Origin of the sequence: Roseibium sp. HPY-6 (assembly GCF_040530035.1) — a bacterium.
GTDB lineage: Bacteria > Pseudomonadota > Alphaproteobacteria > Rhizobiales > Stappiaceae > Roseibium.
Genome location: NZ_JBEWCD010000002.1, coordinates 3,017,617 through 3,040,110, shown reverse-complemented (window position 1 = coordinate 3,040,110; position 22,494 = coordinate 3,017,617). Strand labels below are relative to the sequence as shown.

At 56.0% G+C, this 22,494-nt stretch carries 21 protein-coding genes; 3 read left to right on the top strand and 18 right to left on the bottom strand.

The annotated features are described in order from the left end of the window. Positions 1–2 precede the first annotated feature (2 nt). The 4 genes from ABVF61_RS25065 to yajC all read right to left on the bottom strand — a co-directional run bounded on the left by ABVF61_RS25065 (position 3) and on the right by yajC (position 3,377). On the bottom strand, positions 3–380 hold the full coding sequence (locus tag ABVF61_RS25065; protein WP_353996250.1) for an Mth938-like domain-containing protein: 378 nt from the start codon (positions 378–380) through the stop codon (positions 3–5). 12 nt (positions 381–392) lie between these two features. Further along, on the bottom strand, positions 393–1,343 hold the full coding sequence (gene secF / locus ABVF61_RS25060) for a protein translocase subunit SecF (protein WP_353996249.1): 951 nt from the start codon (positions 1,341–1,343) through the stop codon (positions 393–395). Positions 1,344–1,360: 17 nt separating this feature from the next. Further along, the gene (secD, locus tag ABVF61_RS25055) at positions 1,361–2,971 is read right to left on the bottom strand and encodes a protein translocase subunit SecD (protein WP_353996248.1); all 1,611 of its coding nucleotides are present in this window, start codon (positions 2,969–2,971) and stop codon (positions 1,361–1,363) included. A gap of 73 nt (positions 2,972–3,044) precedes the next feature. Continuing rightward, on the bottom strand, positions 3,045–3,377 hold the full coding sequence (gene yajC / locus ABVF61_RS25050; protein WP_353996247.1) for a preprotein translocase subunit YajC: 333 nt from the start codon (positions 3,375–3,377) through the stop codon (positions 3,045–3,047). Between the two features lie 237 nt (positions 3,378–3,614). Between yajC and ABVF61_RS25045 the strand changes: the two genes are divergently transcribed. After that, positions 3,615–4,487, top strand: coding sequence for an ATP-binding protein (locus ABVF61_RS25045; RefSeq protein WP_353996246.1), 873 nt, complete (start codon positions 3,615–3,617; stop codon positions 4,485–4,487). 198 nt (positions 4,488–4,685) lie between these two features. Here ABVF61_RS25045 and ABVF61_RS25040 read toward each other — a convergent pair whose 3' ends face one another. The 11 genes from ABVF61_RS25040 to nagZ form a co-directional block, all read right to left on the bottom strand. Beyond that, positions 4,686–6,065, bottom strand: a complete 1,380-nt coding sequence (locus tag ABVF61_RS25040) for a peptidoglycan DD-metalloendopeptidase family protein (protein ID WP_353996245.1) — start codon at positions 6,063–6,065, stop codon at positions 4,686–4,688. A 220-nt stretch (positions 6,066–6,285) separates the two neighbouring features. Then, on the bottom strand, positions 6,286–6,978 hold the full coding sequence (locus ABVF61_RS25035) for a protein-L-isoaspartate(D-aspartate) O-methyltransferase (RefSeq protein ID WP_353996244.1): 693 nt from the start codon (positions 6,976–6,978) through the stop codon (positions 6,286–6,288). Positions 6,979–6,999: 21 nt separating this feature from the next. After that, positions 7,000–7,758 (bottom strand): 5'/3'-nucleotidase SurE, encoded by a 759-nt coding sequence (gene surE / locus ABVF61_RS25030; protein ID WP_353996243.1) that lies wholly within the window; start codon positions 7,756–7,758, stop codon positions 7,000–7,002. A gap of 114 nt (positions 7,759–7,872) precedes the next feature. Further along, positions 7,873–9,156 (bottom strand): serine--tRNA ligase, encoded by a 1,284-nt coding sequence (gene serS / locus ABVF61_RS25025; protein WP_353996242.1) that lies wholly within the window; start codon positions 9,154–9,156, stop codon positions 7,873–7,875. A 71-nt stretch (positions 9,157–9,227) separates the two neighbouring features. Further along, positions 9,228–10,028 (bottom strand): twin-arginine translocase subunit TatC, encoded by an 801-nt coding sequence (tatC, locus tag ABVF61_RS25020; RefSeq protein WP_353996241.1) that lies wholly within the window; start codon positions 10,026–10,028, stop codon positions 9,228–9,230. Continuing rightward, entirely contained in the window at positions 10,025–10,477 is a 453-nt protein-coding gene (gene tatB / locus ABVF61_RS25015) for a Sec-independent protein translocase protein TatB (protein ID WP_353996240.1), read from the bottom strand. Before tatB ends, tatC begins: the two co-directional genes overlap by 4 nt. A 41-nt stretch (positions 10,478–10,518) precedes the next feature. Next, on the bottom strand, positions 10,519–10,743 hold the full coding sequence (locus ABVF61_RS25010; protein WP_305985536.1) for a twin-arginine translocase TatA/TatE family subunit: 225 nt from the start codon (positions 10,741–10,743) through the stop codon (positions 10,519–10,521). A gap of 133 nt (positions 10,744–10,876) precedes the next feature. Next, positions 10,877–12,016 (bottom strand): ABC transporter ATP-binding protein, encoded by a 1,140-nt coding sequence (locus ABVF61_RS25005; RefSeq protein WP_353996239.1) that lies wholly within the window; start codon positions 12,014–12,016, stop codon positions 10,877–10,879. After that, on the bottom strand, positions 12,016–12,636 hold the full coding sequence (gene scpB / locus ABVF61_RS25000; protein WP_353996492.1) for an SMC-Scp complex subunit ScpB: 621 nt from the start codon (positions 12,634–12,636) through the stop codon (positions 12,016–12,018). The genes ABVF61_RS25005 and scpB overlap by 1 nt, the downstream gene beginning before the upstream one ends. A gap of 76 nt (positions 12,637–12,712) precedes the next feature. Continuing rightward, on the bottom strand, positions 12,713–13,552 hold the full coding sequence (locus tag ABVF61_RS24995; RefSeq protein WP_353996238.1) for a segregation and condensation protein A: 840 nt from the start codon (positions 13,550–13,552) through the stop codon (positions 12,713–12,715). 22 nt (positions 13,553–13,574) lie between these two features. Further along, complete coding sequence (nagZ, locus tag ABVF61_RS24990) at positions 13,575–14,582, bottom strand: beta-N-acetylhexosaminidase (protein WP_502950019.1); 1,008 nt, start codon at positions 14,580–14,582, stop codon at positions 13,575–13,577. A 312-nt stretch (positions 14,583–14,894) separates the two neighbouring features. Here nagZ and ABVF61_RS24985 point away from each other — a divergent pair, with 312 nt between their 5' ends. Beyond that, positions 14,895–15,911, top strand: coding sequence for an alpha/beta hydrolase (locus ABVF61_RS24985; protein ID WP_353996236.1), 1,017 nt, complete (start codon positions 14,895–14,897; stop codon positions 15,909–15,911). Between the two features lie 17 nt (positions 15,912–15,928). Here the strand turns inward: ABVF61_RS24985 and ABVF61_RS24980 are convergent, their stop codons facing one another. Beyond that, a complete protein-coding gene (locus tag ABVF61_RS24980; RefSeq protein WP_353996235.1) occupies positions 15,929–16,852 on the bottom strand; it encodes a DMT family transporter in 924 nt (307 codons plus the stop codon). 104 nt (positions 16,853–16,956) lie between these two features. Here ABVF61_RS24980 and ABVF61_RS24975 point away from each other — a divergent pair, with 104 nt between their 5' ends. Beyond that, on the top strand, positions 16,957–17,901 hold the full coding sequence (locus tag ABVF61_RS24975; RefSeq protein ID WP_353996234.1) for a LysR family transcriptional regulator: 945 nt from the start codon (positions 16,957–16,959) through the stop codon (positions 17,899–17,901). A 30-nt stretch (positions 17,902–17,931) separates the two neighbouring features. Here the strand turns inward: ABVF61_RS24975 and ABVF61_RS24970 are convergent, their stop codons facing one another. Both ABVF61_RS24970 and argS read right to left on the bottom strand, forming a co-directional pair. Beyond that, the gene (locus ABVF61_RS24970) at positions 17,932–20,439 is read right to left on the bottom strand and encodes an SPOR domain-containing protein (RefSeq protein WP_353996233.1); all 2,508 of its coding nucleotides are present in this window, start codon (positions 20,437–20,439) and stop codon (positions 17,932–17,934) included. Positions 20,440–20,648: 209 nt separating this feature from the next. Beyond that, entirely contained in the window at positions 20,649–22,418 is a 1,770-nt protein-coding gene (argS, locus tag ABVF61_RS24965; protein WP_353996491.1) for an arginine--tRNA ligase, read from the bottom strand. Positions 22,419–22,494 lie beyond the last annotated feature (76 nt).

The window sequence follows — 22,494 nt, the reverse complement described above, 5'->3', positions numbered from 1 at the left end:
AACTAGTCCACCGCCAGTAAAGCCGCCGCGACGGCCCGGTCTTCCGACAACAAAACATTGAATGTGCGAACTGCCGCACCTGTCGACATCGGATCAGCCAGTATTCCCGCTTCGCGGAACAGGTCCTTCAACGCAGGTGTCAATGGCGAGAGGTCCCTCCCTGTTCCCACAAGCAGGACCTCAATGTCCGATTGTTCTTCAAAGACACGCTCAAATGCCTCTTCGCTGAAGCCCGCCGTATCGCCGATATTCCATCCGTAGATTCCGCTCGGGACACAGAGTATGGACCCCTGGTGGGACATTTTCGCGAACCGGAAGCCGCCATTGCCATAAGCATCAAGCGGTGCCCGGCCCGGAAAATGGGCGTTCCGGATTTCCATCAGGTATGGTCCTCAGACGGTTGCCTTTTCCTTGGTTTCATTCTTGTCGTCCTCGTCATTGCGCGACAACGCATCCGGACGCAGTTTCAACAGAATGAGGAAAGGCGCAGCCAGGAAGATCGACGAATAGGTTCCGATCACGATGCCGAAAATCATGGCCAGCGTGAAGGACTGGATGACCTCGCCGCCGAAGACGTAGAGCGCAATCAACGCCAGCAGGGTCGTGACAGAGGTCATCGTTGTACGCGACAACGTTTCGTTGATGGACTGATCCAGAATTTCCGTCAGCGGTCGTTTCTTGTATTTGCGCAGGTTTTCCCGGATGCGGTCATAGACCACAACTGTATCGTTGAGCGAATACCCTATGATTGTCAGAACCGCCGCGATACTGGACAGCGAGAAATCCAGCTGCAGCAGCACAAACAGTCCTATCGTGACCACAACGTCGTTGGCGGTGGTCAGGATCGCACCGACTGCAAAGTGCCACTCGAAGCGGAACCAGATATAGATCATGATCGCAAACAGCGCTGCCGCGACAGCTATGGCACCGGCTTGCGCCAGTTCGCCGGAAACGCGCGGCCCAACGACCTCGACGCGCCGGAAATCGACATTGTCATCAGCAAAGATCGTGCGGACGTTCTGGACCACGGTCTGCTGCGCTAACTCGCCGCCAGGCTGCTCTTCAACGCGAATGAGAATATCGTCTGGAGCACCGAATTCCTGGACCTGCACGTCACCCAGATTGAGCGATGACAGTTCGGAACGGATTTCACCGATATCGGCCGGACCATCGGTCTTGATTTCGATGATCGTTCCGCCCTTAAAATCGATGCCGTAGTTCATACCGACGGTGAAAAAGCCGGTGAGCGAGGCGATTACAAGTATAACGGACAACGGAAAACTGAATTTCCGAAGCCACATGAACTTGATATGGGTGTTGTCCGGAACAAGTCTTAGCAACATTTCTTATTTCTCCCGGATCAGATCGGCAACACGGACGGGCGGCGGCGGCGAATCCAAAGTGCCACCAGCAGCCGGCTGAACGTAAAGGCCGAGAACACGGTCGTGAAAATCCCGATCGCAAGAGTAACGGCAAAGCCACGGACCGGTCCGGATCCAAGCTGGAACAGGATGACGGCTGCGATCAATGTGGTGATGTTGGCATCAAGGATTGTTCCAAGCGCCCTGCTGTAACCAGCGTCAATCGCGGATATCACCGACCTGCCAGCGCGCGATTCCTCCCGTATTCGTTCAAAGATGAGCACATTGGCATCCACCGCCATGCCGATCGTCAGCACGATGCCGGCGATGCCCGGCAACGTCAGTGTCGCCTGCAGGACCGTCAGGGCCCCGAAGATCAGAAAGATGTTCGTCATCAGTGCCAGATCGGCAATCACACCGAAACGGCCATAGGCAAGGATCATGAATACGATCACCGCCACACCGGCAATAATAGACGCGATTTGACCGGCTTCGATGGAGTCAGCGCCAAGGCCTGGTCCGATTGACCTTTCCTCAATGACAGTCAACTGTGCCGGAAGCGCCCCGGCACGCAGCAGGATTGCAAGGTCCTGAGCAGCCTCAATCGTGAAATCACCCGAAATCTGCCCGGAGCCCCCCACGATCGGTTCGCGGATCACAGGTGCCGAGATGACCTCACCGTCCAGAACAATCGCGAAAGGAAAGTTCACGTTTTCCGTTGTGACCCTTGCGAACTCACGCGCGCCGGACTGGTTGAAACGGAAGGTGACGACCGGTTCGTTCGAATACTGGCCGAAGGCGACCTGAGCATCGACCAGATCTTCCCCGCCCAGGAGCGGGTTTGTTTCCAGGAGATACGGAATAGGCGGATCGTCGACGGACATGAACACAGAAGTTCCAGGCGGCGGCCGGTTTTGCAGAGCCTGTTCGCCGGTCATGTTCCGATCGACAAGATGAAAACTCAACAGAGCAGTTTCACCGATCAGATCTTTCAGCCGTTCCGGATCGCCTTCGCCCGGGGCTTCAACAAGAATACGGTCACGGCCCTGGCGCTGAATGTTCGGCTCGGTCGTACCAAGTTCGTCGACGCGTTTTCGAATGACCTCGATCGACTGCTGGACAATCGACTGGAGCCTGTTGTCCAGACCTTCTTCTGAATAGGTGAAACGAACCAATCCGTTGTCGTTTACAGTCAGATCGAATTCATCGACCGGCTGACCGGCGAAGAGATTTGATACGAGCGGATTGACGAGTGGTGCCAGTCGCTCTCTTGCCTCGTCCAGCCGCGTCAAATCTCGAATTCGCACCTGTAGCGAGTCATTGGACGCCGAGAGCCCTGTGTACCCAATTCTGGGATTTTGCCGCAGGACATCGCGCACATCGCCCTCGAGCGCCTCAAACCGTTTCTTGATGTAGTCTTCCTGGTCCACTTCGTAGAGAAGATATGCGCCACCTTGCAGATCAAGACCCAGTACCATCTGGTTTTTCGGCAGGAAATCGGGCCAGGCCTCGAGTTGTTTGGCGGAAAAGAAATTCGGCAGCGTTGTGATAATGCCAGCGGCAACCACAATCATGATCAGCACGATTTTCCAGCGGGCAAAATGGAGCATGATAGAGCCTTAAAAGCAGCCAGGCCGGCGACAAACCGGCATGGCAATTGGATCGATGCGGTTCAAGCGCGTCTTACGAATTTTCCTTGGCAGGCTCGGTCTTGGATCTGACTTCCTGCACCATGGAGCGTACCACGCGCACTTTCACGCCTTCCGAAAGTTCCACTTGCAATTCGCCATCGTCTACCACCTTCGACACTTTGCCGATAAGTCCCCCGGTGGTCACAATGGTGTCACCGCGGCGCAGGTTTGCAACCATTTCCTGATGCTGTTTCATGCGCTGGCGCTGTGGCCGGATGATCAGGAAATACATGATCGCAAAGATTGCCACGAACGGCAGGATCTGAATCAGAAAACTCGGACCTGCGGCTCCGGCTGATTGCGCATACGCTGGGGTGATCAACATTCATCTCTCCTAAGGGGCGTTTTTGCTTGTGCCGCACCTCGGCAGCACCATCAAACGCTCTGAATTCTGGTGGCGCGGACTATAACGGCGGCGCGCCTCATTTCAAGCTTTGCAAGCGGATTCCGGCGTACCGGTATGGGAATAATTGGCGTTTTCGCTTCACCTGCCTCATGCTACTGGTCTCGCAACATGTTTCAGGGCCTCAGATGGGCCTTTTTGACCAGGGTTGCAAGAATTATGAGCGCGCAAAACGACCTTGCCTCATTGAACGCCAAACTCGATTCTCTGCTGGATCTGATCGGGCGCGCTGTGCCGTCAGCGCCGCGTCCGGCGGATTGGTCCAGTGCAGACGCCTTCGTGTGGGTACCCGACCCCGGTGAACTCCAGCCGGTTGAGAAAGTCAATCGGGTCGACATATCGCTGCTGTGTGCTGTTTCGCATGTGCGCGATCTGCTTCTCGACAACACAAAACGGTTTGCAAGCGGCCTGCCTGCTAACAATGCTCTTTTGTGGGGTGCGCGCGGTATGGGCAAGTCGTCTCTGGTCAAGGCGGCCCATGCGGCCGTCAATCGAGAGCCTGATAAAGGCGATTTGAAACTGATCGAAATCCACCGTGAAGACATTGAAACCCTTCCGAAACTGATGTCTCAGATCCGGCAGGCCCCGCATCGCTTCATCATCTTTTGCGACGACCTTAGTTTCGATAACGACGACACGTCCTACAAATCGCTGAAAGCCGTTCTGGAAGGTGGAATTGAGGGCCGGCCGGAAAATGTCATCTTTTACGCAACCTCAAACCGGCGCCATCTGCTCCCGCGCGATATGATCGAGAATGAACGTTCAACGGCGATCAATCCGGCAGAGGCAGTCGAGGAAAAGGTCTCCCTATCGGATCGCTTTGGCCTTTGGCTCGGTTTTCACAAATGCAGCCAGGATGATTATCTGGAGATGGTGCGCGGCTATGCAGTCCATTTCGATCTTAAGATCGTTGAAGACGAAATGCGTGCTCAGGCGCTTGAATGGGCGACGACACGAGGCAGCCGTTCCGGACGTGTAGCGTTTCAATTCATACAGGATCTGGCTGGTCGCCAGGGCAAAACGCTTCCGTAAGAAGAGCACTTCAAGACGCTGCGGCAAGCTTGGGCAGCTAGATTATCGCGTTTCATTCGTGCAGATGGATCGGGACATCTCAATTGATGGTTTGAGAAGCATTCAGGCGTTTCTCAGGTTTAAAACATCGACAGAGAACCTGTGTGAAGGAATAGATCGCGGCGAGGAAAACTCCCCTCGCCGCACATGCTGTTTTGTTTAACGGCGTGGCAGATGCTGGAGCGGATCGACCGGCTTGTTGCCCTTGCGAAGCTCAAAATGCACCTGAGGCTGATTTACGGACCCTGTCGCACCGGCCAGGCCGACCACGTCGCCACGACGGATCTTGTCACCGCGTTTTACTTTCAACTCGCTGTTATGCGCATAAGCCGAAACCCAACCTTCACTGTGGCGCACGAGGACGAGATTTCCGTAGCCTTTAAGCTCGTTGCCCGAGTAAATCACGGTGCCAGCGTCAGCAGCCTTCACAGGAGTTCCCTCCGGTACTGCCAAGTTTACACCTTCGTTCTTGCCGCCTCCCGGTTTCGTCCCGAAGTCGGAGATGATCCGGCCGCGAACCGGCCAACGGAATTTTGCGGTGGTCGCCTTCTCTTCCTGGAGATTTGCAACAGACGGCGTCTTGATCGGTTCGGTAGGACGCGCCTCTTGCGTCAATGCAGGCGCTGGCAGCGATGCCTTTTGAACTTGCGACGACGGCGTCGCAACAGCTGGCGTCACCTGAACGCTTGTCGTTTCGGTTGAAATGGACGCCGTCGTGAGCTGAGTTGCCGCGACCGCCGGTTTACGCTTCGGCGACGCACTGACGCGTACGACATCTGCCTCTGCAACAACTGTTTCAGTCGTGCTGATCTGCGTAAATGTCGGTTGCTTGAAAGGCTTTCGTGTCGGACGTGGTGTTGAACCGGAAACGGTGGAGACGGAACTTGTGACAATCGTTTCGTTTGCGCTAACGCTCGGCAGTTTCACCTTTCCGGTTTCACCTGCAGTCGTGCTGCTAGAGCCATTGCGTTCGGCATAGACATAGGTCGGAATAATCACGCTCTGCCCTGTCCGAACACCGCTGGCGTCGCTGATGCCGTTGACAGACGCCAGTGCTTGAACAGGCACCCCGTAGCGTCTCGCGATCGAATTCAGATTGTCGCCCTGCCGGGCAGTGACCCTCGTGCCGCCCGCCGCCGTCCAGCCCTTCCAGTTCCTGCCTGGAGCGGCGCTGACTGTTTCAGGTGCCGGCAATGTCGAAACAGGCGCTGCCGCTTTTGCGGCCTGCGTTGGCGCAGGAAGCGGTTTGGATTGAATATCCGCGCGATGGCTGGGCACCGAACCGGTCGTCACGGGCGATGACCCGGCTGGCGGCAGACCCGCGCTCGTTCCTCCTGGCCCGTTCGCGATATCCTGATAGGACGGCTGCGGAGTTCTGTTCAGAATCTCACGCTGGTTTTGCGTATTTCCCGTGTAATAAGGAGGTTCTCCGAAGCGCTCAACTGCACTGGAACAACCTGCGAGAAAGACCGCGACCATGGACACTGTCGCTGCTTTACTCAGAAGATCCCCGCGGAGGGTGCGCGTCCGCTTTTTCATCGCCTTACTCATACCGCTAACAATGGCTGCTATGGTTAAGAGTAGACGCCAGTAAGGTTTATAAAGGCTAAAGATGCTGCGCTGTTAAACGCAAAACGGCAGATTTCTCTGACTTTTTCTGTCGAAGTAAATGTTCGCGCGGGGTCTTTATAGTAAATTACAGCACTTACTTCTCGCCAGGGATTCGCTTTTCATCTGCGTACACCCCGTGTTTTCCACCCTAGAGTTTAAGCGCCAGCCCGTTTTGCAGCATCACGGTTCTGATCGGCATGAGCGTTTCGGCGGTCATCACGCTTTCCGACTTCACAAACCGAATCAGAGATTGCGGCTGATTAGGCTGCCCGACAGGTGCCACGAGGATGCCGCCGGGTTTCAGCTGTTGCACCCAGGTGTCCGGAATGGCGGTGATCGCTGCTGTTACGACAATACGATCAAACGGGCCTTTCTGTTTGAGGCCTTCAAAACCATCCGCCTGGCGCGCTTTCACGTTTCCTAATTTCAGGGCCGCAAAGCGCCGTTCAGCCAGATCGGTCAGCGTTGCAAAACGGTCGATGGTCTCAACTTGGCCGGCCAGATGCGCCATAACTGCCGACTGGTATCCCGAGCCCGTCCCGATCTCGAACACGGACTGGCCAGCATTTATGTCGAGTGACTGAACGGTGAAGGCAACAAGCGAGGGTGACGTGGCAGATTGACCGCATTCAATTGGAAGCGTTGCATCTTCATAGGCCAAACTGTGATGTCTTGCCGGGAGAAACAGTCGCCGCGGCAATCGCTCTATCGCCGTAAGAACATTTCGCGCGCCGACGCCCCGCCGCCTGAGCGCAAGCACAAGCGCTGCCCTTGCTTCCGTTTCATCCGGAAGCGCTGTCGACTGCATTGTTCCGCGGTCGCCGGGAGATAGGCCGGCCATTCGCTACGCCCCTTTTCGGGTCTATTTCAGTGCCCCTGTCAGATGACTGACCAGATCGTGTGCCGTCAGATCTATGCGTAGCGGTGAAACGGATACATATCCATCCGCAATTGCCTGGAGATCGGAATTATCAAGAACCGATTTGCCGCGTTCACGAAACTTGAGCCAGTAATATGGATAACCGCGGCCGTCCACACGTTCATCGATCGACAAACCGCTCTGCTCATGGTGTCCCTGTACGGTCACCTTTACACCCTTGACCTGATCGGGTGCGCAGGCCGGGAAATTCACATTCAGGAGGCTGTAGGGCGGCAACTGAAATTCTGTCAATTTGGAAAAGAGCTCCGGAGCATGTGTCTCCGCAATTGAAAAATTGGGTTCGGACTTCACGTCCCAGTCATATGCCTGGGAAACCGCAATGGACCTGATACCAAGGATAGCGCCTTCCATTGCACCCGCGACAGTCCCGGAATAGGTCACGTCTTCCGCAAGGTTCTGACCCCGATTGATACCGGACAGCACCAGGTCCGGGCGCTCCTTCATGATTTTGTGGACCCCCATGATAACGCAATCCGTCGGCGTGCCCTTCACAGCAAAATGTCGATCGTCAAGTGCTCTCAGGCGGAGTGGATCGCTCAAGGTCAGCGAGTGCGCGACACCGCTCTGGTCAGTTTCAGGTGCGACTACCCAGACATCATCTGAAAGCGTCCGAGCAATACGTTCCAACGAGTCCAGGCCGGGCGAATGAATACCGTCATCATTGGTGATCAGGATGCGCATTTAGATCTCTCTTCCGTGGGAACCGATCGAAAATCCCGGGAGCCCTGAACCGACCGACATATCCGGGACAGGCGACGGAGCACTTGCCCCGTCGCATTTGTTTCGAATGCGCGTTTAAGCGCCAATCTTTTCCAGGCCACCCATGTAAGGCCGCAGGGCCTCAGGAACCGTCACGGAGCCGTCGCCGTCCTGATAATTTTCCAGAACGGCAATCAGCGCGCGTCCGACGGCAATACCAGAACCGTTCAGCGTATGAACGTAAACAGGCTGCTTGCTGTCCGACGGGCGGTAGCGGGCATTCATGCGCCGTGCCTGGAAGTCGCCGCAGACCGAGCACGAGGATATCTCCCGGTAGGCGTCCTGACCTGGAAGCCAGACTTCAATGTCATACGTCTTGCGCGCGCCGAAACCCATGTCGCCGGTGCACAGGGTCATGACGCGGTAATGCAGCCCGAGCAACTGCAGGACCATTTCAGCACACCCGAGCATGCGATCCAGTTCCGCTAGAGAGTCTTCCGGTTTGGTTACAGAGACCAGTTCGCATTTCTGGAACTGATGCTGTCTCAGCATCCCGCGTGTGTCGCGACCGGCAGAGCCCGCCTCAGAGCGGAAACAATAGGTCAGAGCGGTGACACGCAGCGGCAAAGCCGCTTCGGAGACAATCTCGCCTGCAACCAGGTTCGTGAGGGGCACTTCGGCTGTCGGGATCAGAAAGTGATCCGTTGTCGTCTTGAAGAGATCCTCTTCAAATTTTGGCAACTGACCCGTCCCGTAAAGCGCCGTATCGTTTACCAGAAGCGGCGGCGAGACTTCCGTATAGCCGTTTTGCTGTGTGTGCAGATCGATCATGAATTGTCCGAGCGCGCGCTCAAGACGCGCTATCTGACCTTTCAGCACCACGAAGCGTGACCCGGATAGCTTGGCAGCAGTGGCAAAATCCATGTCACCCGAGGTTTCACCCAGCTCAAAATGCTCTTTCGGCATTTCATTGAAAGTGAAAACAGGCTTGTCGCCGTGGGTTCTCAGGAGGACATTGCCACTCTCGTCCTCGCCCGTCGGTACGTCGTCGTGCGGGAGATTCGGAATGACAGCCATTGCCGCTTCCAGGTCGGCATTGAGCCTGCGTTCTTCTTCTTCACCCGATTGAATGAAGGCCTTGATCTGCGCAACCTCGTCGATCAGTTCCTGTGCACGCGCGTCATCGCCTGAACCTTTTGCCTTGCCGATTTCCTTCGACGCGGAATTCCGGCGCTCCTGGGCTTCCTGAAGTTTGGTGATATGGGAACGACGGGAATCATCCAACGCAATCAGCTTGGCAGCGGAGGCTTCGTAGCCCCGCTTGGCCAGAGCACGATCAAAGGCGTCTGCGTTTTCCCGAATCCACTTGATATCAAACATCTTCACTTCCCGAACGACGGTCGTTTTCAACACATTCCGTCCGGGAGCTGGTCAAGACCCAAACAAGCCAATCAGGCTGTCGCGTCTTCCGCTTCGCGTTCAGCTTCCCGCTGCGCGCGTTGGCGCTCCACCAATCTCACGGACAGAATGGAGACTTCGTAGAGAAGCAGCGTGGGGAGTGCAAGACCGATCTGTGAGATCGGATCAGGTGGTGTCAGAATTGCCGCAGCAGCGAAGGCCCCGACGATTGCGTATTTGCGCTTTTTCTTAAGATCATCGGAACCCACGAGGCCTGCTCGCCCGAGGAGCGTGAGAACCACCGGCAACTGGAACACAAGCCCGAACGCGAAGATCAGAACCATGATCAGGCCGAGATATTCGCTGACTTTTGCCAGGTGCTGAATGGCCACCTGACCATCACCACCAGGTTGTTCCTGCGACAGGAAGAACCCCATCGCCATCGGCATCACAAGAAAATAGACAAGGCAAGCGCCGATCAGAAAGAGAACTGGCGTTGCGAGCAAAAACGGCAGGAATGCCCCGCGCTCGTGTTTGTAGAGCCCGGGTGCCACAAACATGTAAACCTGGCTCGCAATGACCGGAAAGGCCAGGAAGAGGGCTCCGAATAAAGCGAGTTTCAGCTGCGTGAAAAACCATTCCTGCGGTGCCGTGAAGATCATTTCTACCGGATGTTCGCCGCCAACTGCGCGCATGTAGGGGACGGTCAGAATATTGTAGATGTCTGTCGCGAAGTAGAAGCAGATGATGAACATCACCAGTATCGCGCCTATTGACCACATCAGCCGCTGCCGCAATTCAATCAGATGTTCGATCAAGGGCGCCTTTGAGGCGTCGATATCATCCTGGCTCATGCCTTAACGTCTTCCGTCACCGGTTTTTTGTCCGGACTGCTCTCACTATCCGCCGAAGCGACCGGCTGTGAAGCCTCTGTGCTTCCTCCGTCGGTCTCGGCAGATTTCGGCTTCTCGGCAGCCGTTTCCGCACTCGCTGATGCAGGTTTCGTCGTCATCGGACGTGACGCCTTTTGAGCAGCGTCCTCTTCGATCGACTTTTTGAGGTCACCCAACGGATTGAAGTTTGCTGCGTCTTCAACCTGCTTTTTCATGTCGGCAATATCGGCCTGTTGCTCGGCTTCACGCAAAGCATCGTTGAACGTCGACTGGAACTCGCGCGACATGCGCCGCATTTTTCCCAGTGTCTGTCCAAGTGTGCGCAGCATGCGCGGCAGGTCTTTTGGCCCTACAACAATGATTGCCACACAGGCAATCACCATGAGTTCGGTCCAGCCGATATCGAACATGAGAACTATCGTCCCTTAAGGAGACGCGATGCAGATTAAGATCAGCTCGCCTTGGTCTGATCTTCAGCTTTCGCAGACGGAGCTGCGTCGCCGGCCTGATGATCGATGGTCTTCGGGGCATCGGCAGTGTCGTCTTCGGCCATGCCTTTTTTGAAGCTCTTAATTCCCTTGGCTACATCGCCCATAAGTTCGGAAATCTTTCCACGTCCGAACAGCAGAACCACCACCACTGCGATGATCAAGATCTGCCAAATACTAATGCCCATACGCCAAACTCCTGATAAACGGCTTTAAAGCCCTGCCGCCCTTTTACAAAAACGGCTCTCACCCTGCAACATACACCTGAAGGACATTTTGCGCTCTTAGACAGAATGATGACGTTCAGGGCAGTTTCTTCACCTAGAATTGGGACTCCCTGCGCGGAAAAACAAGCACGTCTTTCGGATCAGTGTCCACAGCGACGTCCATTCCAGCCTCCCAGGAGCTGCCTGCGCGGACCCTGGCCTGCAACGGGTGGTCAAGGCCGTCGACAACGATAGATAGAAGATCGACCTCGCCGACGAATCGTTTTGACAGGATACGCCCCGGGACACCGCACAAACCGGCGTTGGAGAGACAGATCCCCTGAGGCCGGATGCACACATCGACCTTTTCGCCTTCCGAACCGGTTTCCACGCCAAGAAGTCCGAGCGGTGTTTCTACGCCCTTGGCCGTGACACGGCCTTCAATCTGGTTCAACTCGGAAAAGAAACGGGCGGCGAACAGATCAACGGGATTGTTGTAAAGCTCGGCCGCGGTACCGTGCTGAACAAGACGTCCTTTGCGCATCAACGCGATCTTGTCGCCCATCCGCATCGCTTCTTCAGGATCGTGGGTCACGATAATGCACGTCGCCCGCGTCTCACGTATGACCGCTAGCGTCTGGTCCCGGACACTGTCCCGTAGGCGTTTGTCGAGACCGGAGAACGGCTCGTCCATAAGCAGGATACCAGGCCGCGGCACCAGAGCCCTCGCCAGGGCGACCCTTTGTTGTTCACCACCGGACAGCGCATGCGGATAGTCTGCGGCATAATCCGCAAGTCCGACACGGCCAAGCGCTGCAAAAGCAGCCGCTTGCGCATTTTTCCTGGACAGTCCCGTCAGACCAAACATTACGTTCGACAGTATCGTCATATGAGGAAATAGCGCATAATCCTGGAACATCAGGCCTACGCCGCGCTTTTCGGGCGGCAGGAAAGTCTGGTCTCCAGCGATCTCCTGGCCGTTGATCAGCACTTTGCCAAGACTTTGCCTTTCAACGCCGGCCGCAATTCGCATGAGTGTCGTCTTGCCGCAGCCCGAGTGACCCAGTAGGCAGAGGATCTCACCCGGCGCAATCGAAAGGCTCAGATCGCGAACCGACGCGACACCGTCGTAATCATGCGAGACGTTCTCAAATACGAGGCCTGCAGCGATGGTCGCGCCCGCAGTCCCCGGTGCGCCCCAGTTTGGCTGGCGCCCGTTTCCCAGCGCAGATTGCGGCCTGTTTTCCTGTGGCATCAAGCTTCGGCAGTCTCTTCGGCATCGTCATCAAAGAACGATCCGTCTTCTAACGGATCTTCGTCCTCGGTCAATGCCACTTCGTCGTTCGGTGTCGGTACGACAAAGGTGGCAGGCACGGCGCTGTCCAGCAATCCGGCGCCTTTCAGTTCTTCCAGACCGGGCAGATCCTTTACGTTTTCGAGACCAAAATGGACCAGAAACTGTTCCGTTGTACCATAGGTTACGGGCCGACCGGGTGTCCGCCTGCGGCCTCGCATGCGAATCCAGGTTGTTTCGAGCAACACGTCGAGTGTGCCCTTCGACGTGGAGACGCCACGTATTTCTTCAATTTCAGCACGCGTAACTGGCTGGTGATAGGCAATGATGGCTAGTGTTTCCAGGGCGGCACGAGACAGTTTGCGCTGCTCTTCGACATTGCGATGCATCAGGTAAGCGAGATCTTCAGCCGTGCGGAAACACCACTTTCCTGCAAGTTTGACCAGATTGACACCTCGTGGCGCATAGAGCCGCTGGAGATCTTCCAAGAGTTGCACAACATCCGTACCTTCTGGCACGCGCAGCGTCAGTTCCTCAAGCGACAGCGGTTCGGAAGAGGCAAACAGCAACGCTTCAATCATACGCTGGCCGGCAAGGTCACCTCCCGAATGTTCTTCCCCTGCAGCCGTGCCCTTCGCGTTGGTCTGCTTGGCGTCCTCAGTTGTCATGATCCTCGTCCTTCACGATGGATCGAATGTAAACCGGAGAAAACGCTTCACCCTGCCGGATCTCAACCTGCCCTTCGCGCACCATTTCCAGGCTGGCGGAAAATGTGCTGGCAACGATGGTCGCCCAATCCTTGTTGTCATAGAGATAGTCCCGCAGATAGGCATTCAACGGCGCCCACTCGCTCACGCGGCCAACGAGTTTGGCGAGCAGTTCCCTCGCCTCCTGCAAGGACCAGACCTTTCGTCTCAGGACCCTAACTGACGTGACCGACTGCCGTTGCCTCTGGGTCGCGTAAGCCGACAGCAGATCGTAGACCGATGCGTCCCAGATGCTTTTTTGCTGAACCGACATGGTTTCGGGGTCGCCGCGATGGAAGACATCGCGCCCTTGCCGGCTCCTGTCCATAAGCTTCGCGGCAACATCCCGCATTGCCTCCAGCCGCCTCAGTCTGAAGGCAAGAGCGGCCGCAAGTTCTTCGCCGGTGGGCTCATCTTCGTCTTTTTGTTCTGGCAGCAGCAGTTTTGATTTCAAAAACGCAAGCCACGCCGCCATCACAAGATAGTCGGCTGCAAGTTCGAGCCGCATCCGCCGGGCCTCGGCGACGAACTCCAGATATTGCTCGACAAGTTCGAGGATCGAAATTCGGGCGAGATCCACTTTTTGCGTACGGGCCAGCCCGAGCAGCAAATCGAGTGGGCCTTCAAAGCCCTCCACATCAACAACGAGTTGCGGATCGGACGTTGCGCGCTGCTCAACCGTATCGACATTGCTGAGCAAGTCGAAGGAGCCGTCGCCGGCAACCTGCCTATGAGTTTCCAGTTCCGCCATTCAAGCTCCGGTCAGGCACCCGTCAGCCGGTCAATGCCTGAAACTCTTCCAAACCGGCGTTTTTGTCGAAGCCGGCTTCCGGTTCCCTCCAGCCGTCGAGCGCGGCCACGCACCTGCGTTCGGCCTCTCCACCAAGCGTTGGAACCGCCTCAGCAACGGCTTTCATTTCGTCCATATCGCCATTGCAATGCAGGACAATGTCACACCCTGCCTCCACAGTCTTACGCGAACGTTCAACAAAATCCCCGCCGAGCGCATTCATGGAGATGTCATCGCTCATCAGGCAGCCGTCAAACCCGATTTCAGTGCGAATAACATCCCTGACAACCGCCGCACTTTGCGTACCAGCTGTTTCCGGGTCGATCGCTTCATAGACAATATGGGCTGTCATGCCCAAAGACACCTGCGAAAGTGCCTTGAAAGGTTGGAAATCCACGCTTTTCAGCTCTGAAAGCTCTGCATCAACCCGTGGCAGCTCAAGATGACTGTCAACTTGCGCCCTGCCATGACCGGGAATGTGCTTGATGACCGGGAGAACGCCGCCAGCAAGAGCGCCCTCCACCATGGCCTGACCGAGCGCTGTCACGATTTCGGGGTCGTTCGACATCGCACGATCGCCAATCGCATCCACGGTATCCTTGAAATGAACATCAAGACACGGAAGACAATCGATCGTTATGCCGACATCATGCAGATCTGAAGCGATCAGCCTTGCACCGAGCCAGGCCGCTCTCAGTCCACGTTCAGGGCTGATTCTAAAGAGGTCACCGTAGAGTTTAGGCGCCGGGTATTTTGGCCAATGTGGCGGCTTCAACCTTTGGACGCGTCCGCCTTCCTGGTCCACGAGAACAGGTGCGTTCTGCCTGCCAACTGCGTTCCGGAAATCGGATGTGAGCTTCCTCAGTTGATCCGGGCTTTCGACGTTGCGCGCAAACAGTATCAGACCCCACGGATCAGCCTCCTTGTAAAAGGCAATTTCATCCTGCGTGAGGGTCGGTCCGGCACAGCCGGAAACAAAGGCCTTGGTCATAGCATCCGGATTACCCGGCAGCGTCAGACCCGTCAAGAAACACGGCTTATCCTCTTGCGTCCATCCCCTGAACTTGCAATCTAGTGAGCAGTGAGCACCAAAGGGTAGAGTGTTCGGCGATGAAGCGCGCTAAGCAAGCAATCGTTTTGGCATGTGTCGTTCTCCTGGTTTTTGTCTGGTTGGAACCGGACTCAAAGGATGTGTTCATTCTACTCGGAATTCTGGAAAACATGGCGCAACGGCAACCTCTGCCGCCCGGCTTCCTTTGATGAATTCCTACCGCACCAAACCACGCGTACCTGGGAGAATTACATGCGCGCACGTCTCGACATTCCAGCAGGCACGCTTCACAGGATCTCACACCGGTCCGAGATCCTCGGACAAAACAGGTTGGGCGACACCGCAACACGCGAAATTGACGTTTATCTGCCCCATGGACACGATGGTAGCGGCCTGCCTCTCCTTGTCGATATCGTCGGTTTTACTGCCGGCGGCCCGGCGCACGTGAATTGGAAGAATTTTGGCGAAAATGTCCCTGAACGCCTCGACCGGCTCATTCATGATGGCGACATGCCACCTGTTGCGGTCGCCTTTCCTGACTGTTTCACCCGGCTTGGCGGAAACCAGTACATCGACAGCCAGGCGATTGGGCCTTGGGCAACCTGGCTGACAACAGAAATGCTTGAAGATGTCGAAGGACGGTTCAAGTGCGGCGGTCAGGGTATGCGCGCAATTTTCGGCAAGTCCTCGGGCGGTTACGGGTCTATCGTCCATGCGATGCTGCATTCTGACGTTTGGTCGGCTGCGGCCTGCCACTCCGGCGACATGGCCTTCGAGCTTTGCTATTTGCCTGAAATGCCGAGTGCGCTGAGGGCGATCGCCAAGGCTGGATCGATTGAGGCCTTTGTCAAAGACTTCGAAAAGGGTCCGAAATATCCTGGCAATTCGTTGCATGATCTCATGACGTTTGCCATGGCGGCCACCTATGACCCCGACCCGAATCCGGATGTCTTCTGCGGGATCAGACTGCCCGTGGATCTGGAGACCTGCGAACTTATTGAGGAACGATGGAATGCCTGGCTGTCCTGGGACCCCGTGGAAATGGTCGGGGCACACGTTGATGCCTTGAAATCCCTGAAGGGTCTCTGGGTCGATTGCGGCTACGTCGACCAGTACAATCTCGTTTACGGCGCAAGGCGGCTGCATCGCAAACTTGAGGCTGCCGCTGTCGGGCATGTCTATCAGGAGTTCAACGACAACCACTCTTCTATTGACTACCGGCTTGATGAAAGCCTTCCCTTCCTCGCGGAAAAACTCCTTGAAAGCTGACCGGTGGCAATGACCCATTAGGTGACTGTCGGCGTTCCCCGTTTTTGAAGCGGTATGGAGAGGATCACACCACCCAGTATGATGAGACAGGCACCTATTGCCGCCAGTGTCGTCGGGATCTCGCCCCAAACGAGATATGCAAAGATGGCCGCCAAAATCACGCTGCCATAATAGATAGGTGCAAGTGTTGCTGCGCCGGCGCGTCTGTATGCTGAAATGTTCAGGGACTGGCCAACGATGGCGAGCGGGCCCAGCCAGGCAAATGCCAACAAGCTCGGCAAAGAGATGTCTTGCGTACTGATCAGCCAGATGACCGGACCTGTCAGCAAAAGTGATGCGAACACGTTTACATAGGCAAGGATCGTTACCGTGTCTTCACGCTGCGCGATGTAGCGCATGATCAGCGCTTCGCAGGCCATGAAAACAGCGGCAAGCAATGCCGCCACAACACCATCAAATGCAAGCGTGTCATGAGCGCCAGTGTTATCGGCGGCCCTTACGACACAATAAGCCCCGATCGCGCAAAGTATCCCGGCAACCCAGTGCCGGCCGGTGATAACTTCCTTCAGGATGAGCCCAGCAAGTGCAATTGCGATAATACCTTTTGTCAGACCTATTGCGGTCGCGTCCGCAAGCGGCAGAATGGTGGCCGCGTAAAGTGAACATGCCAAGCCGCCGACACCGCAGAAAGCGCGCAAAAGGTGGAGCCTCCAAAGTGGACTCAGTCTGGAAAAGACGGGAACACGCTTTGCCACACCAACGCCGACAATTGAGATGGCACCTCCCAAAAAACGCAACCAGACCAGGACAGCAACGGGAAGCAAACCGTCGGCAATCTTTCCGGCTGCAAATACAGGCGTGAATGCCGCCATGCCGGCGAGTGCGAGCACGAACGCTAATGCCGTGTTTTCACGGCGCGCATAGATCGAGGTTGTCGGCATGGAAACTCCTGACAGCAATCCGGTCCTATCTAGCAATCAAAACGAGGTTCGTTCAGTTACCAATTGCCAATGCCGGATATACGTATTTGCATTGCATTGCTCTCTTGCGCCTAATTTTGTATATCGTCTTGATGAACTGGGACGACCTGAAACTGATTGATGCGGCCGCAAAAATGCGCTCCCTGTCGGGCGCAGCCCGCGCATTGAACCTCAGCCAGCCGCAACTGAGCAGACGACTTAAGAGTTTTGAAGATCGTGTCGGAGCGCGTCTGTTCGACAGAACGCCGACCGGCTTGAAGCCGACGGAAGCAGGTCTTCGCCTCATCCCTCTTGCCGCAGACATGCGCAAGAATGCAGATGCCGCCAGTCGCGTCTTACCGGATCTCTCCGGATCTGCGTTGAAAGTCGTCCGTGTCGCTGTGGACGAAGTCCGTGCAAGGATTCTGACGGACAAGTTTGCCGACCTGAGCGCCCTTTTGGACGGTGTGGAACTTGAAATAATCTCCAGTCATCTTCATGCGAACCATCAGACACGTGGCATAGAGCTGCAGATCCGAAACTGTCTGCCTGAAAGCGATACGCTCTTGTTTCGCAAAGTCGGTGATGTTTCTTGTGGGGTCTTTGCATCCAAAGACTACGTTTCGGCGCATCCGGCGGCTTTGAGCGAGCAAAGATACAAAGAGTGCGCCTGGCTCGGTTTCGCCCCGGACGATTTATGGTACCCGGCGCAAGTCCGTTGGATGGAAGACAGGCGCATCAGTCGACCGAAAATGCGTACGAATACCATGACCACGCTTATGAACATGACAGCTTCGGGTTCAGGGCTCGCGCTTCTGCCTGTTTTCATGGGCAATGCGCATCCGGATCTAGTGTCTCTCTCCGGCCCCCTGCCGGAACTGACGAACTCGGAACACATCATTGTCCATAGAGACGTTCGCCGCGAACCTGCGGTTCGAAAGGCAATCGATGCAATTGCCCGTATTTACAAGGAAATGGCTTCAAAACTGACCGGATCCGATGATCCGGTCCGCCTTCAGGCGGCCGAATAAACGGCCCCTCATTACTTACGAGGAAAAGTATCAGGGCTGGCGGCGCACAAAACAGTCGCCGCCTGCGCCTTTCAAACTTTCACAAAGCGTAATCGCTTCCTGACGCGATCCGGTTGGAATGCGGGCCCGATAGAAGACACCCCGATCACCGAGATCCGCAGATACGATGACGGCATTCCGGCTTCCAAGAACTGAAGGATAACGCCGCTGAAGTCCGGAATAGGCATCGCTAGCGGCCGCCGCAGATCTTTGTGACGTCACCTGAACGATGTATGTGCCCGAGGGTATTGAGCCACTCGGTGTATTTCCAGCCGCCGCAGAGGTTGCAGGTGCCGATGCCGGTGTACTTGCCGCATTGTTGAGAACCAACGGGCCATCCGTCTGCTGCGATGTGGCCGGTGCCGGCTGCGTAACCGGCGCTGCAGCGCGTGCGACTTGAACCGGAGCCGCCGGTTTCTTTCGGGGAATAGCTGATATCACCGGAACCGGATCGGCAGCTGCTTCAACTGGTGCGGGCTCAGTCTGCTCCGGCACCGCAGCAACGGCGGGAACTTCCGGCGCTGCCGGTTCAGACGTTGCAATTGGCGTTGCAGTGTCTACTTGCGGCTGCGCAGGTGTTGCTTCTGACGGTTCAGGAGCGGATACCAAAGGTTCGGCAAGCTGCGTTGCTGTGTTTACGGGCGTTGTTTCGACAACGCGTGGTGTTTCGATTGCCTCGGTCGGGGTCGACACCACTGGCACTGGTTGATCCGTGGCGATAACAGCTGGGGTTTCCGGCTGCACGGTGCCTACCGGCGCGCCTTCGCTTTCGGTTACAAATTTCCCGTCAGGCCCAACCCTGATTGTCGTGACTTGCTTCGGTGTTCCCGGGACAAGGTCTGCCCCACCACGCGTTCCTTCTGGTGCAGGTGGCAACTCGACAGGCTGAGGAGAAACCGGAACTTGCAGACTATCCGGCGCCGATTCCGTCGTCTGACCCAAACGATCCTGAAACGGTTTTGTCGAACTCTCGGTTGGCTGTGCCTGACTTTCTTCCGGATAGATCTTAAGCGGCTCCTGCAGACCCGCAACGACGGGAGGCGGACCGCTTGGTACCTGCACAGCATCTCCGTCAAACAGGAAAAACCCGGCTCCGCCCAAGACTGCTACGCCTACAATCCCAAGAGAGACATAAAGGCCACGGCGTGACCTCTCCTTGGCGAGCGGTGCCGCTTGAGCTTCGGCGGCCGAATGGGGCGGCAAAATACCTGCGCCATTCAGGCTCGGATCGCTCTCCTGCATCGCGCGTGCAACGGCATCGAGGTCATAACCCTCAACAGGGGGAAGCGTCTCATCCTCATCCACTTTAGGAACGGCATTGGCTGCGTCCGGCCAAGCCAAATCGTCGATATCGTCCGCAGAGGTTTCAGGGGGCTCCTGCGGTTCCGGCTCCAACAGGTCTTCATCGGGTAGGATGGGAGACCTCGCTTCGCGGTCAGGAAAATCCAGATCTGCAAACAGCGCGTCTATTCCAGCAGGACTTTCTTTTTCGCTGGCGCGTTGATGTGATGTTGCAGACGCGTCTGACACCGGTTCCGGATTAAGTGCGGCGAACAGGTCGTTCTCGTCAATTGCCGGACGCTTTCCTTCCTCGGCCAGTGTATCGACAGGTTCGCTGACCTGGTTGCGCGCACCTTCGTACGCGGGTGTTTGAACCGCCGGTATTGAAGGCGAAGCTTCAGTCGCGTTTTCTGGCCGATCTCTTGTCACGAGACCTGGTGTGCGAGCAGGAGTAGGTGCGCCTTCCCGGCTGCGCAGGATGTCCATCGGAGTGCGAACAAATGTATCAGACGGTGCTGGTGACGGAGCCGGCGTCGGCGCATCTTTTTCCAAAGCGTTCGAAGCTACTTCGATTTCCGCAATGTCGTCCAACGGGTCCGCCTGAACAGGTGAACCAACGTCTTTTTCGGGCAAAGTCGGAACGTCGTCATCAACAGACTGCCGCAACGCGCCAATGAGTTCATCTTCCAGTTCGGCAGTCAGGTTTTGCTCAAGATCAAGCGCAACCGTCGGCGCAAGCACCGGTCTTTGCTGTCCGATGTCCAAACGTGGCGGCTGGACAGGATTTGAATCATCAACTGTCGGCGTTTCTTCGACTGGATCAGGCTGCGCAAAGTGTGGTGCGGGCGTAATCGGCTGAGGTACAGATACACGAGAAGGCGCCGGCGCCGGCTCGCTTAGTCTTGGCCAGAGTGGTGAAACATTTTCCGGTGTCTTTTCGACAACAGGGGCAGGAGCCGGTGCTGGTGCGGTCGGAGCGTCCAACCCCGAATTGTCCTGACGCCTTGCAAAAAACTGGTTTCTGATCTCGCCAACAATAGGTGACGGTGAATCTTCGGGTCGAAAAGGTGATGGTTCGCTGTTGATCGGTTTGGGGGACGTTGGCGCGAATGTCGGTTCCACGCGAGCCTCGCCGGTCTCCGGTGTCTCGTCGCCGTCACCGGTAAAGTCGTCCAGTCCAGCAAAATAGTCTGTTGTACCAACTCGACCGCTGCTCACATTTGCACCCAATTGTTTGTTTTTATGGACAATTCTTGCCAACTCAAGCAATGGATCTTCCAAAGCAGGCCGTTCTGCGTCAGCCTCATCGGCCGGCGCATGCAAATCCGTACTCTCATTTTCGTAGTCTTTTGACATGAGCTTTACGAAAACCGGTTCCGTTTTGCCTGTACGTCTTTCACTGCGACGCACCAGACTGCGATATAGATCTAGCGCATTTCCTCAGGAGCGTTGACGCCGAGAATCGAAAGCCCTGAAGCAAGCACCAAAGATATTGCACGAACCAATGCAAGACGTGCCAGGGTTAATTTCGAGTTACCAGCGTCAATAAAACGTAAATGCGGCATTTCCTTGCCTCTATTCCAGTGACCGTGGAAAGAACTTGCCAATTCATGTAGATAAAATGCGATCCTGTGTGGCTCATGGGTGTCCGCGGCTGCATTCACCACTTTAGGCCACTCCGCCATCTTTGCTATCAACTCAAGCTCGCCCACATCCTCGAGCAGTGTGAAATCCGTTTCAGCAAGCACTGCATCGTTCACGACCAGATCAGGAAGCTCTTCGGCTGCCTGCCTGAGGACCGAACAGCAACGTGCATGCGCATATTGCACATAAAAAACCGGATTGTCTTTCGATTGTTCCGTAACCTTCTTGAAGTCGAAGTCGAGCGGTGCGTCGTTTTTCCGGAACAACATCATGAAGCGAACCGGATCCGGCCCCACTTCGTCGACAACTTCGCGAAGCGTGATGAAATCACCGGACCGTTTGGACATCTTCACAGGTTCGCCGTCTCGCATCAGTTTCACAAGCTGGCAAAACCTGACGATGACTTCGGTCTTTCCGCCTGAAACCGCTTTGCCGACAGCCTGCAGCCGCTTGGCATAGCCGCTATGATCGGCACCAAGAACGTAGATCGCTTCTTCAAAGCCGCGCTCGAACTTGTCCTGGAAATAAGCTACGTCCGCGGCGAAGTAGGTGTAGGAACCATCGGACTTCTTCAGAGCCCTGTCGGTATCGTCACCGAAATCACTCGCCCGGAAGAGAGTCTGCTCACGATCTTCCCAGTCTTCCGGCATCTGACCTTTCGGAGGTGGCAAGGTTCCCTGATAAATGAGGCCCTTTTCCCTGAGCCCGTCGAGCATATGGTCGATCTTCGAACCGTTTACGCCGGTACGGTCGTGAAGTGTTCTTTCGGAGAAGAAGATCTCGTGTTCGACGCCAAGTGCCGAAAGGTCAGTCCGTATCAGATCCAGCATGGCAGCCATGGCAGCGTCCTTGACGATCGGCAACCACTGAGCGTCCTGCATATCCTTAAGTTTGTCGCCATACCGATCTTTGAGAAGGACGCCGACCGGTTTCAGATAATCGCCCGGGTACAGTCCAGCGGGAATTTCACCAATATCTTCGCCAAGTGCTTCGCGATAGCGCAGGAACGCGCTGCGCGCGAGCGTCTCGATCTGTGACCCCGCGTCGTTGATGTAGTATTCCTTGACGACGTCGCTGCCGGCGAAGGTCAGGAGATTGGCAAGGGCGTCACCGACGACGGCACCGCGAATATGACCGACATGCATCGGTCCGGTAGGATTCGCTGAAACGTACTCGACGTTCACCTTGGAAGGCGATTGCGGAACTGTCGCGCCAAAACGCAGGCCCAGTTCCAGGATGCTTCCCAGAACACGCTGCCACACGGCCGGTGCAACACGCAGGTTGATAAATCCGGGACCCGCAATCGTTGCTTCCGTTATGTCGGGGTCCTTTTTCAGGCCATCAACAAGCCGTTCTGCAAGTTCGCGCGGTTTTACGCCCATGGGTTTTGCGAGCACCATGGCAGCGTTCGTGGCAAAATCCCCGTGATCCGGATCTCTGGGCGCTTCGACAACCACACGTGAAAGGTCTGGGGAAACTCCACTTGCGTCTTTAATTTCAAGTTCTTCTATGATTTTTTTTACGCGCTGCGTGAAGTCCGCGAAAATGTTCATTGAGCACCGGTCGGTTTTGGTCATTCATTCATGACATCCCGGCGCGTGGAGGCGGCCAACACCACAACCGCGACAG